At 66.4% G+C, this 14,465-nt stretch carries 11 protein-coding genes and 1 tRNA gene; 11 read left to right on the top strand and 1 reads right to left on the bottom strand.

Translation table 11 applies throughout. The features are described from left to right. Window positions 1-21: 21 nt before the first annotated feature. From hisD to RHPLAN_RS34035, 4 genes are all read left to right on the top strand, one after another. Window positions 22-1,317 carry a histidinol dehydrogenase gene (gene hisD, locus RHPLAN_RS34050; RefSeq protein ID WP_068032278.1) on the top strand — a complete coding sequence of 432 codons (1,296 nt, stop codon included), beginning with the start codon at window positions 22-24 and terminating at the stop codon, window positions 1,315-1,317. Next, complete coding sequence (locus RHPLAN_RS34045) at window positions 1,314-1,796, top strand: UPF0262 family protein (protein WP_068028225.1); 483 nt, start codon at window positions 1,314-1,316, stop codon at window positions 1,794-1,796. Before hisD ends, RHPLAN_RS34045 begins: the two co-directional genes overlap by 4 nt. A gap of 3 nt (window positions 1,797-1,799) precedes the next feature. Next, window positions 1,800-2,267 carry an arsenate-mycothiol transferase ArsC gene (locus RHPLAN_RS34040; RefSeq protein ID WP_084246134.1) on the top strand — a complete coding sequence of 156 codons (468 nt, stop codon included), beginning with the start codon at window positions 1,800-1,802 and terminating at the stop codon, window positions 2,265-2,267. A gap of 101 nt (window positions 2,268-2,368) precedes the next feature. Next, window positions 2,369-2,992 carry a Maf-like protein gene (locus RHPLAN_RS34035; RefSeq protein WP_068032276.1) on the top strand — a complete coding sequence of 208 codons (624 nt, stop codon included), beginning with the start codon at window positions 2,369-2,371 and terminating at the stop codon, window positions 2,990-2,992. A gap of 57 nt (window positions 2,993-3,049) precedes the next feature. Here RHPLAN_RS34035 and RHPLAN_RS34030 read toward each other — a convergent pair whose 3' ends face one another. Beyond that, window positions 3,050-3,364, bottom strand: a complete 315-nt coding sequence (locus RHPLAN_RS34030; protein WP_068028219.1) for a HigA family addiction module antitoxin — start codon at window positions 3,362-3,364, stop codon at window positions 3,050-3,052. Window positions 3,365-3,548: 184 nt separating this feature from the next. Between RHPLAN_RS34030 and RHPLAN_RS34025 the strand changes: the two genes are divergently transcribed. The 7 genes from RHPLAN_RS34025 to RHPLAN_RS33995 all read left to right on the top strand — a co-directional run bounded on the left by RHPLAN_RS34025 (window position 3,549) and on the right by RHPLAN_RS33995 (window position 14,416). Next, complete coding sequence (locus RHPLAN_RS34025) at window positions 3,549-5,069, top strand: AMP-binding protein (protein WP_068028217.1); 1,521 nt, start codon at window positions 3,549-3,551, stop codon at window positions 5,067-5,069. Between the two features lie 19 nt (window positions 5,070-5,088). After that, the gene (locus RHPLAN_RS34020) at window positions 5,089-5,289 is read left to right on the top strand and encodes a DNA gyrase inhibitor YacG (protein ID WP_068028214.1); all 201 of its coding nucleotides are present in this window, start codon (window positions 5,089-5,091) and stop codon (window positions 5,287-5,289) included. A 194-nt stretch (window positions 5,290-5,483) separates the two neighbouring features. Beyond that, window positions 5,484-6,761 (top strand): MdtA/MuxA family multidrug efflux RND transporter periplasmic adaptor subunit, encoded by a 1,278-nt coding sequence (locus RHPLAN_RS34015; protein WP_068028211.1) that lies wholly within the window; start codon window positions 5,484-5,486, stop codon window positions 6,759-6,761. Then, window positions 6,758-9,904, top strand: coding sequence for an MdtB/MuxB family multidrug efflux RND transporter permease subunit (locus RHPLAN_RS34010; protein ID WP_068028208.1), 3,147 nt, complete (start codon window positions 6,758-6,760; stop codon window positions 9,902-9,904). The genes RHPLAN_RS34015 and RHPLAN_RS34010 overlap by 4 nt, the downstream gene beginning before the upstream one ends. Further along, entirely contained in the window at window positions 9,901-13,170 is a 3,270-nt protein-coding gene (locus tag RHPLAN_RS34005) for an efflux RND transporter permease subunit (protein WP_068028205.1), read from the top strand. Before RHPLAN_RS34010 ends, RHPLAN_RS34005 begins: the two co-directional genes overlap by 4 nt. Window positions 13,171-13,246: 76 nt before the next feature. Then, entirely contained in the window at window positions 13,247-14,233 is a 987-nt protein-coding gene (locus RHPLAN_RS34000; RefSeq protein WP_068028203.1) for a Bug family tripartite tricarboxylate transporter substrate binding protein, read from the top strand. A 107-nt stretch (window positions 14,234-14,340) separates the two neighbouring features. Further along, a tRNA-Phe gene (locus RHPLAN_RS33995) sits at window positions 14,341-14,416 on the top strand. Window positions 14,417-14,465 lie beyond the last annotated feature (49 nt).

The raw sequence follows: 14,465 nt of genomic DNA, 5'->3' as shown, positions 1-14,465 counted from the left end.
CCAGCCTTGGGCCGCGCGACCATGCCGATACGTCTCGACAACAAATCTGCGGATTTTGCCGCGCGATTTGCCGCCTTTCTCTCGACCAAGCGCGAGACCGCGCAGGATGTCGAGCAGGCGGTCCGCGCCATCGTCGATGATGTCCGCAAGAACGGCGACCGCGCGTTGGTCGCGCTCAGCCAGAAGTTCGACCGTATCGACCTCTCGAAGCTCGGCATTCGCGTCAGCGCAGCCGAGATCGATGCGGCGACCGCCGCCTGCGATCGCCGCGCTCTCGATGCGCTGACCGTCGCGCGCGATCGCATCGAGGCCTACCACCAGCGCCAGAAGCCGAAAGACGATCGCTTCACCGACGCGCTCGGTGTCGAGCTCGGCCATCGCTGGAGCGCCATCGAAGCGGTCGGCCTCTACGTGCCGGGCGGCACCGCGGCCTATCCGTCGTCAGTGCTGATGAACGCGGTGCCCGCGAAGGTCGCAGGCGTGCCGCGTGTCGTGATGGTGGTGCCGTCGCCGGACGGCAAGCTCGCGCCGCTGGTGCTGGCGGCCGCAAAGCTTGCCGGCATCGACGAAGTCTACCGCGTCGGCGGCGCGCAGGCGGTGGCGGCGCTGGCTTACGGCACCGAGACGATCAAGCCGGTGGCGAAGATCGTCGGTCCCGGCAACGCCTACGTGGCGGCCGCGAAGCGCGTTGTGTTCGGCACCGTCGGCATCGACATGATCGCGGGGCCATCCGAGGTGCTGGTCATCGCCGACCGGCACGGCAATCCCGACTGGATCGCCGCCGATTTGCTGGCGCAGGCCGAGCACGACACTGCCGCACAGTCGATCCTGGTCACCGACGACGCGTCGCTGGCCGACGCGGTCGAGAAGGCGGTCGCGGCGCAGCTCACCACCTTGCCGCGCAGCAGCGTCGCTTCTGCGTCGTGGCGCGACTTCGGCGCGGTCATCCTGGTTCGCGCGCTCGACGAAGCCGTGCCGCTGGTCGATGCGCTGGCGCCCGAGCATCTCGAAATCGAGACCGACGACGCCGAGCGGCTTGCTGCGAAAATCCGCAACGCCGGTGCCATCTTTTTAGGCTCGCACACCCCCGAGGCGATCGGCGACTATGTGGCGGGCTCCAACCACGTGCTGCCCACCGCGCGCTCGGCGCGCTTTTCGTCAGGCCTCGGTGTGCTCGACTTCATGAAGCGCACCTCGATCCTCAAATGCGGACCGGAGCAGCTTGCGGCGCTCGGGCCGTCGGCCATTGCGCTGGGTGAAGCCGAGGGCCTCGACGCTCATGCCCGCTCGGTCGCCATCCGTCTCAATCGCAGATGAGCAAGGGCAAGACCGCCGATCGCCTCGTTGCCGTCACGCTCGACGAGGCGTCGATCGGCCGCTCCAGCCCGGACATCGATCATGAGCGGTCGGTCGCGATCTACGATCTGATCGAAGAGAATTCGTTCGCGCCGGTCGGCCACAAGAGCGGGCCCTACACGCTCACCATCAGCCTCAAAGAGAACCGCCTCGTGTTCGATATCCGGCGCGAGGACGACAAGCCGGTGATCGCGCATCTTCTGTCGCTCACGCCGTTCAAGAAAATCGTCAAGGACTACTTCCTGATCTGCGACAGCTACTACTCGGCGATCCGCACGGCGACGCCGGATCGCATCGAGGCGATCGACATGGGCCGCCGTGGCCTGCACGATGAGGGCTCGCGCATCCTGCAGGGCGCGCTGAAGAGCAAGGTCGTCGTCGATTTCGACACCGCGCGCCGGCTGTTCACGCTGCTTTGCGTGCTGCACTGGAAGGGCTGAGCCGTGGCCGATCCGCCGCGACTCCCGATGCCGCAGGCGGTGCTGTTCGCCTGCGGGCTGAATTCGGTGCGCTCGCCGATGGCCGAAGGGCTGTTCAAGCGGATGCTGGGCCGCGGCGTGTATGTGGCCTCCGCCGGTGTCCGCAAGGACGAACTCGATCCGTTCGCGGTGGCGGCGCTCGACGAGGTCGGCGTCGATATCGGAAAGCACCGGCCCATCACCTTCGAGGAGCTGGAGGACTGGCACGGGCTCAACTTCGACCTGATCGTCACGCTGTCACCCGAGGCCCATCACAAGGCGCTCGATCTCACGCGGACCGTTGCGGCCGACGTCGAATACTGGCCCACACCCGACCCGACCGCGACCGAAGGCTCCCGCGAGCAGCGGCTCGACGCCTACCGCGCGGTGCGCGACCAACTGACCTCGCATATCAAGGCCCGGTTTGGCGGCCGGTCCGGCGGTAATGAGTAGCGGCAGGGCCGGGAGCGGGCATAAGTCCCCGGCGCGGTTGTCGTGTTAGCCTGTATCCGTTAGTTTCCGCGCCAATTTCGCAAGGTCATACTGCCGCAATGATCATCGGACGACCCAAGTTCGTGCTGGCTTCCGGTTCGCCGCGGAGGCTCACCCTCATCAATCAGATCGGCATCGAGCCGGATGCGCTGCGTCCGGCCGATCTCGACGAGACCCCCAAAAGAGGTGAGCTGCCACGCGCTTGCGCCAACCGGCTCGCCCGCGGCAAGGCTGAAGCTGCGCTCGCCGCCGTCAAGCTCGATGACGAGCTGACCGGCTCCTATATCCTCTCGGCCGATACCGTGGTGGCGGTCGGCCGCCGCATCCTGCCCAAGGCCGACCTGCTCGACGAGGCGGCGCAGTGCCTGCGGCTGCTGTCCGGCCGCAGCCACCGCGTCCACACCGGCGTGTGCCTCGTGACGCCGAAGGAATCGTTCCGCCAGCGGCTGGTCGAGACCCGCGTGCGCTTCAAGCGGCTGACCGAGAACGACATCGAGGCCTATCTGGCTTCGGGTGAGTGGCGCGGCAAGGCCGGCGGCTACGCGGCGCAGGGGCTTGCGGGGAGCTTCATCGTCAAGATCGTCGGCTCCTACACCAACATCGTGGGGCTGCCGCTTTACGAAACTGCGACGTTGCTGTCGGGCGAGGGCTTCCCGATCCACTTCGGCTGGCTCAACGCGGTTTAAGCCGCAGCTCTTTCCACGTCATGCCGGCCTTGTGCCACCCCGACGGTGTGATGATCGTTAAGCCGCATGCGCGGCTTTGAGCCCGGCCACCGGCGCAATCTTCTCGACCTGCTTTCCGACCGCGCGGGTTGCCACGGCAAGATCATAGGCATTCTGCAGATTAAGCCAGAGCTGCGCGCTGGTGTTCAGCGCCTTGCCGAGCCGAAGCGCGGTATCGGCGGTGATTCCGGTCGTCTCGGCGGCGATGCGTTCGATACGCGTGCGCGGCACGCCGGTCGCCTTGGCGAGCGCGCCGGGCGATAGCTTGAGCGGCACAAGGAACTCCTCACGGAGAACCTCGCCGGGATGCAGGGGTGGAAGTGTCTTAGCCATGTTGCGCTCTCCCGCCTGTATCAAACAATGATACAAAGAAAATTATGCTACAATTGCGGCCTCTAGAGCGCGTTTGACAAAATTCGAACTGAGACACTACCAAGGCGTGGATGGTCGGGCGTAGGCAAGCAAAGCGTCGCCGCTCTTCGAGCAGCTATGCCCGACCAAGACGGCGGTGCGTGTGATGAATCTTGCCAAGTGGCTTGAAAGCGCTGCAAAGCAGGAGGCATCGCGTCCCGCGCTGGGCTACGGTTCGCGCGTTCTTCGAACCTACGGCGAGGTCGCCGCGCGCGTTTCACGTCTAGCCGGCGCATTGGCCGCCATGGGCCTCAAGCCCGGCGAGCGCGTCGCGATCGCCGGGAAGAACAGCCCGGACTATCTCGAAGCGCTTTACGCCGTCTGGCACGCGGGCCTCTCCGCGGTGCCGGCCAACGCCAAGCTGCACGGCGCCGAGCTCGGCTACATCCTTGAGCAATCCGGCGCGCGGGTGTGTTTTGCCTCCGAGGGGCTCGACACCGAGATTTCGGCGCATGCGCCGCCGTCGCTGGAACGGCTGATCGTCATCGGCAGCGCCGAATACGACAAGCTGTTCGCGACTGATGCCATTTCGCTCGTGCCGCGCGGCGGCGACGATCTCGCCTGGCTGTTCTACACCTCGGGCACCACCGGCCGGCCGAAGGGCGCGATGCTGACCCACAAAGTGCTCGCGGCGGCGAGCGAGGCTTATCTCGCCGAGGTCAATGCGCTGGCGCCCGGCGATCCGATTCTGCATGCGGCGCCGATGAGCCACGGCTCGGGCCTCTACATCATGGCGCATGTGATGCGTCGCGGCGTCAACGTGGTGCCGGAGTCCGGCGGCTTCGAGCCGGAGGAGATTTTCGAGCTGCTCCGCGCCTGGCCGCGAGGCTCGATGTTCGCGGCGCCGACGATGGTCAAGCGCCTGGTCGAATGCGCTTCAGATTGCCCGAGCGAAAACATCGGCACCATCGTCTATGGCGGCGCGCCGATGTATGTCGAGGATGCGCTGAAGGCGCTCGACCGCTTCGGGCCACGGCTCGCGCAGATCTATGGTCAGGGCGAAAGTCCCATGACGATTACGGTTCTGCCCAAGGACGACATCGCCAACCGCGAGCATCCGCGCTGGCGCGAGCGCCTCGCCTCGGTCGGCCGGCCGTTCGGCTGCGTGGATGTGAAGGTCGCGGGTGCCGACGATACGCCGCTGCCAGCGGGCGAGACCGGCGAGATTCTCTGCCGCGGCGACACCGTGATGGCCGGCTACTGGCGTAACGACGACGCGAGCCGCACGACCCTGCGCGGCGGCTATCTCCACACCGGCGATGTCGGCGCCTTCGACACCGACGGCTACCTGACCTTGAAAGACCGTTCCAAGGACCTGATCATCTCCGGCGGTTCCAACATCTATCCGCGCGAGGTCGAGGAGGTGCTGCTGCGCCACGCCGCCGTGCGTGAGGTGTCGGTGATCGGACGGCCCGACCGCGAATGGGGCGAGGTGGTGGTGGCCTATGTGGTCGGCGAGGTGCCGGCCGCCGAGCTTGACGCGCTGTGTCTTTCCGCGATCGCGCGCTTCAAGCGGCCCAAGGATTACGTGTTCGTCGAAGTGCTGCCGAAGAACAACTACGGCAAGGTGCTGAAGACCGAGCTGCGCGAGCGCGACACCCGCCGCGCCCCTCGCGCCGCCGGCTGACAGCGACTAGATAAAGCCTATGCCAGACGCCACGCCCCGCCTCGCGCCATGCCCGATCTGCGGCAAGCTGCCAGCGCCGCAGTTCAAGCCGTTCTGCTCGAAGCGCTGCGCCGATGTCGATCTCAACCGCTGGCTCTCGGGTGTCTATGCGGTGCCGGTCACCGAGAGCGACGACGAGGACGGTGACAAGGTCGGCGGCGATTCAGACGGACAAGCGTAGAGCGTCCCGTCGCGATCGGAACCACGCCACCGCTCAACCACAAGACGGCGTTGGAACCGTGGATGCCTGAGATTCGTGCGGTATCGGTGCAGCGGCACCACAACATGAACACCTTTTCACCCCACGGAAACGCGCCCGCAAGCCGATCGCGCTGACTATTTCGTTATAGGAGCGACGCCGCCGCGAGGTGCGATATGGACGACCGGACTTCCAGCTATCTCCGGGAGCCGTCGACGCGTGAGCGGCCTTCGCCGGTGGCTGCGAAGGTCGTGCGCCGGCGATGGCTGCTGGGTACCGTTGTTACGCTTCTCGTCATCGCCGGTCTCGCCTGGTGGTGGGTTCAACAGCCTCACGGTGCCAGCCCGCCGGCTGGCCGGGCCGGCGCAGCGACAGCCACCCCGGTCGTCGCCGCCACGGCGGCAACGGGCGATATCGAGATCGCGCTCAACGGCCTCGGTACGGTGACGCCGCTCGCCACCGTGACGGTGAGAACGCAGATCAACGGCCAGTTGACCGAGGTGGCGTTCAAAGAGGGGCAACTCGTCAAGAAGGGCGACTTCCTGGCGCAGATCGACGATCGCCCCTACCAGGCCACCCTGCATCAGGCGCAAGGGCAACTGGCTCACGACCAGGGCCTGCTCGATCAGGCACGGATGGATCTGCAGCGCTACGAAACGCTGGCGAAGACCAAAGCCGTACCGCAGCAGCAGTACGACGATCAGGTCTACCTCGTGAAGCAATACGAGGGATCGGTGCAGACCGATCAGGCGCAGATCGAAACGCAAAAGCTCGACATCGACTATTGCCACATCGTGTCTCCGATCGACGGCCGCGTCGGTCTCCGCCTGGTCGATCCCGGCAACTACGTGCAGGCCACCGATGCGTCGGGCCTGGTGGTGATGACGCAATTGAAGCCGATGACCGTGGTCTTCACGGTGCCGGAGGACGACGTCCCGCAGATTCTCAAGCGCCTGCACGCCAACGCGTCGATGCCGGTCATTGCCTATGACCGGAGCGGCACCACCCAGTTGGCGACCGGCGAATTTGCCACGATGGACAGCGCGATCGATCCGACGACCGGCACGCTGAAGCTCAAGGCCTCGTTCGCCAACGACGACGAGAGCCTGTTTCCCAATCAGTTCGTCAACGTCAAGCTGGTGGTCGACGTGCTGCACGACGCCGTCGAGGTTCCGACCAGCGCCGTCCAGCGCGGCGCGCCCGGCACGTTCGTTTATCTGATCCAGCCGGACGGCACCGTTAAGGTGCGCACGATCAAGTTGGGCCCGACCAGCGGCGACCGGGTCGCGGTGCAGTCAGGGCTCGCCGTCGGTGATCGCGTGGTTGTCGATGGAGCGGACCGGCTGCGCGACGGCGCCAAAGTCGTCCTGCGGCAGCCGGGCAATGCGCCGGCAGATCCCAACCCCGCGCAACAGCTGGGCGGCCAGCGCCGACGGCAGGGCGGATCGAAATGAGCGACGCCGCAACCGTCGAGGATGATGGCGGCGGAAGCCCGTCGCGCATCTTCATTCTGCGTCCGGTTGCGACCTCGCTTCTGATGGTGGCGATCATGCTGTCGGGCATCATCGCCTATCGTTTCCTGCCGCTGGCCGCGCTTCCGGAGGTCGACTACCCGACCATCCAGGTGCAGACCTTCTATCCCGGCGCCAGCCCCGACGTGATGACATCATCGGTGACCGCGCCGCTCGAAGTTCAACTTGGGCAGATGCCGAGCCTCAACCAGATGAGCTCGGTGAGTTCGGCTGGCGCGTCCGTCATCACGCTGCAGTTCAGTCTCAATCTGAGTCTCGACGTCGCCGAGCAGGAGGTGCAGGCGGCGATCAACGCGGCCGGCAACCTGTTGCCCGCGGACCTCCCGGCGCCGCCGATCTATGCCAAAGTCAATCCGGCCGATGTGCCGATCCTCACCCTGGCACTCACCTCCAAGACGCTGCCGCTGCCGCAGATCGAGGATCTCGCCGATACGCGGCTGGCGCAGAAGATTTCGCAGATGCCGGGCGTGGGTCTCGTCAGCATCAGCGGCGGGCAGCGGCCGGCCGTGCGGGTGCAGGCCGACACCCGCAAGCTCGCGGCCTATCAGCTCAACATCGACGATCTGCGCACCACGCTTGCGAACGCGAACGTGAATTCGCCGAAGGGCAATTTCGATGGCGCGATGCGCGCCTATACGATCAACGCCAACGACCAGCTGATCGGCGCCGACGCCTACAAGGGTCTCGTGATCGCCTACCGCAACGGCTCGCCGGTGCGATTGAGCGACGTGGCCGAGGTGATCAACGGCGCCCAGAACGACAAGCTCGCGGCCTGGATGAATCAGGTGCCGGCCGTCGTTCTCAACATTCAACGGCAGCCCGGCGCCAACGTCATCGAGGTGGTCGACGGCATCAAGGCGCTGCTGCCGCAGCTCACCAGTTCGCTGCCGTCCGCCATCGATGTCGCGGTGCTGACCGACCGCACCGTGACGGTTCGCGCCTCGGTCCACGATGTCGAGTTCGAGCTGGCGCTCGCCGTGGTGCTGGTGGTTCTGGTCATCTTCGTGTTTCTGCGCAGCGCACGGGCCACCATCATCCCAAGTCTGTCGGTGCCGCTGTCGCTCGTCGGCACGCTGGGCGCCATGTATCTGTTCGGCTTCAGCCTCAACAATCTGTCGCTGATGGCGCTGACCATCGCTTCGGGCTTCGTCGTCGACGACGCCATCGTGATGATCGAGAACGTCACCCGCTACATCGAGGCCGGAGACCCGCCGCTGCGCGCCGCGCTCCGCGGCTCGCGGCAGGTCGGCTTCACCATCATCTCGCTCACGGTGTCGTTGATCGCGGTGCTGATTCCGCTGCTGTTCATGGGCGACGTCGTCGGCCGGATGTTCCGGGAGTTCGCCATCACGCTGTCGGTGACGATCCTGATCTCGGCCGCGGTGTCGCTGACCTTGGTGCCCATGGCCTGCGCCAAGCTGCTGCGGCCCGCGCAGGACGAGCGGGAGAGCGCCTGGCAGCGCCACAGCCGGATCTGGTTCGACGCCCTGGTCGAATTGTACGGCCGCGCCCTGGCCTGGGTGCTCGACCGGCCGGGCGCGACGTTGCTGGTGGCGGCAGGCACGCTGGCATTGACGGCCGCGCTCTATGTGGTGATCGCCAAAGGCCTGTTTCCGGTGCAGGATACCGGCTTGATCCAGGGCATTTCGGAAGCGCCGCAGTCGATCTCGGTCGCCGCGATGGCGGAACGCCAGCAGGCTCTGGCCGGCGTGATCCTGGCCGACCGCGATGTGGTGAGCCTGTCGTCCTTCATCGGCGTCGACGGCACCAACACGACGCTCAACAGCGGCCGCCTGCTGATCAACCTCAAGCCACGTGACGAGCGCAGCGATGACGTGAGCGCCGTCATCCGGCGGCTGACGCAAGCCTCCCGGTCGGTGTCCGGCATCGACCTCTACATGCAGCCGGCGCAGGACCTGACCATCGACGCCACGGTGAGCCGCACGCAATACAAGTTCGCGCTGGAGGACGCCAATCCGGACGAGCTTGCGCAATGGGCGCCGAAACTCGTCGACAAGCTCAAGGCCATGCCGCAATTCGCCGACGTGGCGAGCGATCTCGAAGCCAACGGCTTGTCGGCCTATCTCGACATCGACCGCGACACCGCCGGACGCTTCGGCATCACGCCCGCGACGATCGACAATGCGCTCTACGACGCCTTCGGACAGCGCATCGTCTCGACCATCTTCACGCATTCCAACCAGTATCGCGTGATCCTCGAGGCAAGCCCCAAGCTGCAGTCGTCGTTGCAGCATCTGTCTTCGATCTATCTGCCGTCCTCGACCGGCACCGGTCAGGTGCCGCTGTCGGCCATCGTCAAGGTGCGCGAGCAGACCGCGCCGCTGCAGATCGATCATCTCGGCCAGTTCCCGACCGCGATCGTGTCCTTCAACCTGGCGCAAGGCGCTTCGCTCGGCGAGGCCGTGACGAAGATCAAGGAGGCCGAGCAGCAGATTGCGTTGCCGCCAAGCATGATCACGGTGTTCCAGGGCGCGGCGCTCGCGTTCCAGGCGTCGCTCGCCAACGAGCTGTTCCTGATCCTCGCTGCGATCGTCGCGGTCTACATCGTTCTTGGCGTGCTCTACGAAAGCTTCATCCACCCGATCACGATCCTGTCGACGCTGCCGTCGGCCGGCATCGGCGCGCTGCTGGCGCTGATGGTTGCGGGCCAGGACCTCAGCGTGATCGCGATCATCGGGATCATCCTCCTGATCGGCATCGTGAAGAAGAATGCGATCATGATGATCGATTTCGCCTTGGACGCGCAGCGCAACGAGGGCCTGCCGCCGCGTGAGGCGATCTTCCAGGCCTCGCTGCGCCGCTTCCGGCCGATCCTGATGACCACCATGGCGGCGCTGTTCGGCGCGCTGCCGCTGATGCTCGGGAGCGGCACCGGGTCGGAGCTGCGCCATCCGCTGGGTGTCGCGATTGTCGGTGGCCTGCTGCTCAGCCAGGCGCTGACGCTGTTCACGACTCCGGTGATCTATCTCTGGTTCGACCGCCTGTCGCAGCGCGTCGCCGGCAGCGGCGCGTTCGACACCAGCAGCGGGAGCGTGGCGTCGTGAGCCTGTCGTCGCCCTTCATCCGCCGGCCGGTGGCGACCACGCTGCTGACGCTCGGCGTCACGGCGACCGGGCTGATGGCGTTCTTCCATCTGCCGGTGTCGCCGCTGCCGCAGGTCGACTTCCCGACCATCTCGGTGCAGGCGCAGCTTCCCGGCGCGAGTCCCGAGGTGGTCGCCACCACCGTGGCGACGCCGCTGGAGCGGCATCTCGGCACGATCGCGGACGTCACCGAGATGACGTCGGCCAGCACGGTCGGCAACACGCGGATCACGTTGCAGTTCGGGCTCGACCGCGACATCAACGGCGCGGCGCGCGATGTGCAGGCCGCGATCAACGCCGCCCGCGCCGATCTGCCGGCGAGCCTGCGCACCAATCCGATGTACAAAAAGGTCAACCCGGCCGATGCGCCGATTCTCATCCTCGCGCTCAACTCCGACACCCTGACCCGCGGCCAGGTCTACGACGCCGCGACCACGGTGCTGTCGCAGAAGCTGTCACAGGTCGAGGGCATCGGCGAGGTGACGGTCGGCGGCGGCGCCCTGCCGGCGGTGCGCGCCGAGCTTAACCCGCAGGCGCTGTCGAAGTACGGCATCGGTCTGGAAGACGTGCGGGCCGCGCTGACATCCGCCAACGCGCACAGCCCGAAGGGCGCGATCGAGTCCGCCGATCTGCACTACCAGATCTACGACAACGACCAGGCGGTCCGCGCCGACGACTACCGTTCGCTGGTGGTGGCCTACCGGAACGGCGCAGCCGTGCGGCTGTCCGATCTCGGCGAGGTGGTGGATTCGATCGAGAATGTGCGCACCGCGGGCCTCGCCGACGGAAAGCCGTCCGTGCTGGTAATCCTGAACCGGCAGCCGGGAGCGAACATCATCGACACGGTCGATCGGGTGAAGGCGCTGCTGCCGCAGCTCAAGGCGTCGATCTCGCCCGCGATCGACGTCCGCGTCGCGGTCGACCGTTCCACCACGATCCGCGCGTCGCTGCGCGACGTCGAGGCGAGCCTGTTGGTCGCGATCGCGCTCGTGATCCTGGTGGTGTTCGTATTCCTGCGCAGCGCCCGCGCCACGCTCATTCCGGCCGTGGCCGTGCCGGTGTCGCTGATCGGCACCTTTGCGGTGATGTACCTGCTGGGATTCAGCATCGACAACCTGTCGCTGATGGCGCTCACCATCGCCACGGGCTTCGTGGTCGACGACGCGATCGTGGTCCTGGAGAACATCACGCGGCACATCGAGGCCGGCATGCCGCGCGTGCAGGCGGCCATCCTGGGCGCCCGCGAAGTGGGCTTCACCGTGCTGTCGATGAGCATCTCGCTGATCGCCGTGTTCATCCCGATCCTGTTCATGGGCGGCATCATCGGCCGGCTGTTCCGCGAATTCGCCGTGACGCTCTCGGTGGCTGTTCTGGTGTCGCTCGTGGTCTCGCTCGCGACCACGCCGATGATGTGCGCGCTGCTCCTGAAGCCGACAGGCGGGGAGGAGACACATGGGCGGTTTCACCGCATCACCGGGCGCGTGTTCGACGCCATGCAGAACGGCTACCGGCACACGCTGGCCTGGGCGCTCCGCCGCCCCGGCGCCGTCATGCTCGCGGTCTTCGTGACGCTCGGCCTCAACGTTTATCTGTTCGTGACGATCCCCAAGGGGTTCTTCCCGCAGCAGGACACCGGCCGTCTCACCGGCAGCATCCAGGCCGACCAGAGCATCTCGTTCCAGCTGATGCGGCAGAAGCTCGAGCGCTTCTTGGACATCATGCGGCAAGACCCGGCGATCGAAAGCGCGGTCGGCTTCACCGGCGGCGGCCAGACCAATTCGGGCAACGCCTTCGCATCGCTCAAGCCGCTGGGCGAGCGCGGCATCTCGGCCACCCAGGTGATCGACCGGCTGCGCCGGAAAATGGCTGAGGTTCCTGGCGCGCGGTTGATCCTGCAGCCGGTCCAGGACATCCGGATCGGCGGCCGCCAGGCCAACGCGCAATATCAATACACATTGCAATCCGACGATCTCGCACAGCTCTACGACTGGTCGCCGAAGATATTGGCCGCGCTGCAACGTCTGCCCGAACTCACCGACGTCAACAGCGACCAGCAGAACAAGGGGCTCGAAATCGAAGTCACGGTCGACCGGGACACCGCGTCACGCTTCGGCCTGAACGCGAGCGAGATCGACAACACGCTGTACGACGCCTTCGGCCAGCGCCAGGTCTCGACCATCTACAGCGCGCGCAACCAGTACCATGTGATCATGGAGGTCGCGCCGCAGTTCTGGCAGCGGCCCGACACGCTCGACAATCTTTACGTCAGCACGTCAGGCGGCACGGTCGGCGGCGTGCAGTCCACCAACGCGGTCGCCGGCACCGTCAGCTCCGGCAGCCAGACTCCGACGAGCGCCACGATCGCGAGCGACACCGCGCGCAATCTCGCCGCCAACTCGATCGGCAATTCCGGTCATGGCACCGCGTCGACCGGCGCCGCGGTCACCACCCATGCCGAGACCATGGTGCCGCTCGCGGCCTTCACGCACTACGCGCCGGGCAACACGCCGCTCGGCGTCAACCACCAGGGGCTCGCGCTCGCGACCACGATCTCGTTCAACCTGCCGGCGGATGTTTCGCTCGGCGACGCCGTCACCGCGATCAACGGCGCGATGGCCCGCATCGGGGTTCCGGCGTCGATCCACGGCCGCTTCCAGGGCACCGCGCGCGCCTTCGAGGACTCGCTCGCCAACGAGGGCTATCTGATCGCGGCCGCCATCCTCGCCGTCTACATCGTGCTCGGCATCCTCTACGAGAGCCTGGTCCATCCGATCACGATCCTGTCGACGCTGCCGTCTGCGGGCGTCGGCGCGGTCTTGGCGCTGATGATGTTCCGCACCGAGTTCAGCGTGATCGCGCTGATCGGCGTGATCCTCTTGGTGGGCATCGTCAAGAAGAACGCGATCATGATGATCGACTTCGCGCTCGAGCGGCAGCGGCATGCCGGCGAGGACGCGCGGCAGGCGATCTTCGACGCCTGTCTGCTGCGGTTCCGGCCGATCATGATGACCACGATGGCGGCGATGTTCGGCGCCATCCCGCTCGCGATCGGCTTCGGCGAAGGCGGCGAGCTGCGCCGGCCGCTCGGCATTTCCATCGTCGGCGGCCTGATCCTCAGCCAGGTGCTGACGCTCTATTCGACGCCGGTGATCTATCTCTATCTCGACCGCTTCCGCGCCTGGGGCCAGCGGCTGCGCGGCGCGCCGCGTGGCGTTGCCGCGGGTTAAACATTCGATTCAATGACGCGGAATCGTCTAAGCTTGCCGGACGCGGCGCCGCGAAGCGCGCGTCTGGGAGGATGGCATGCTCGACCGCCGGCGCTTCGCCGCGTTGTCGTCCGCGTCTACGCTCGTGGCCGCGCTCGGCGCGCCGCCCGCCCGCGCACAAACGACAGCTTTTCCGATGCGCTTCGTCCGCCTGATCGTGCCGTTCCCGGCAGGCGGCGGCACCGACGTGATCGCCCGCATTCTCGCCAACCGGCTCTCGGTGGTGTGGGGCCAGCAGATGGTGGTGGAGAACAAGGGTGGCGGCGCCACCTCGATCGGCACCGAAGCCGTCGCGAAATCCGACCCCGACGGCTACGCCGTGCTGCTGCAATCCCTGCCGCTCGCGGTGAACAAATTCCTGTTCAAGACGCTGCCCTACGACCCGGTCGCCGACCTCGCGCCGGTGAGCCTCGTCTGCGACTATCCGAACATCATGGCGGTGCCGGCGAGTTCGCCCGCGCACACCGTGCAGGAGTTCATCGAATACGCCCGCGCCAATCCCGGCAAGGCGACCTACGCGTCGTCCGGCCACGGCACCTCGGTGCATCTGAGCGGCGAGCTGTTCAACAAGATGACCGGGCTGAAGCTCCTGCATGTGCCGTATCGTGGCGCGGGGCCCGCGCTCAACGATCTCATTCCCGGCCGCGTTGACGTGATGTTCAACAACACCGGCGCCGTGCTGCCGCTGATCGCCGCGGGCAAGCTCCGCGCGCTGGGCATCACCTCGCAGAAGCGGCTCGCGGTGCTGCCCGGCGTGCCGACCGTGTCGGAGGCGGGCGTGCCGGGCTTCGACGTCACCGGCTGGTACGCGATGTTCGTTCAGGCGAAGACGCCGGAGCCGGTGATCCGCAAGATGCATGCCGACACGGTGACGGCGCTGGCCGACCCGGACACGCGCGCCAAGCTCGAACAGGCCGGCGTCGGCGTGGTCGGTTCCTCGCCCGAGGAGCTTCGGGCGCATCTCGCGGCCGAAATGGCGAAATGGGGCGCGATCATCGCCGAGGCCGGGATCAAGGTGGAGTAGGGGTGTCGGAAGGGGCTAAACCCGCGCAGTCCCTGCCGGAATTCATCGATCCGCCTTCTGGACAGGCCGGGATTGAGCCCCTATAAACCCCCGCCAACTCCCAAAATGCCCAGGTAGCTCAGTTGGTAGAGCATGCGACTGAAAATCGCAGTGTCGGTGGTTCGATTCCGCCCCTGGGCACCATCACCCTAAAACACTAGAGAACCTCGGACGACATTTTGTCGGCGGCGCA

This window comes from Rhodoplanes sp. Z2-YC6860, assembly GCF_001579845.1.
Classification (GTDB): domain Bacteria; phylum Pseudomonadota; class Alphaproteobacteria; order Rhizobiales; family Xanthobacteraceae; genus Z2-YC6860.
Note: the sequence above shows the minus strand (reverse complement) of the source record. Positions and strands in the feature narration are given on the sequence as shown.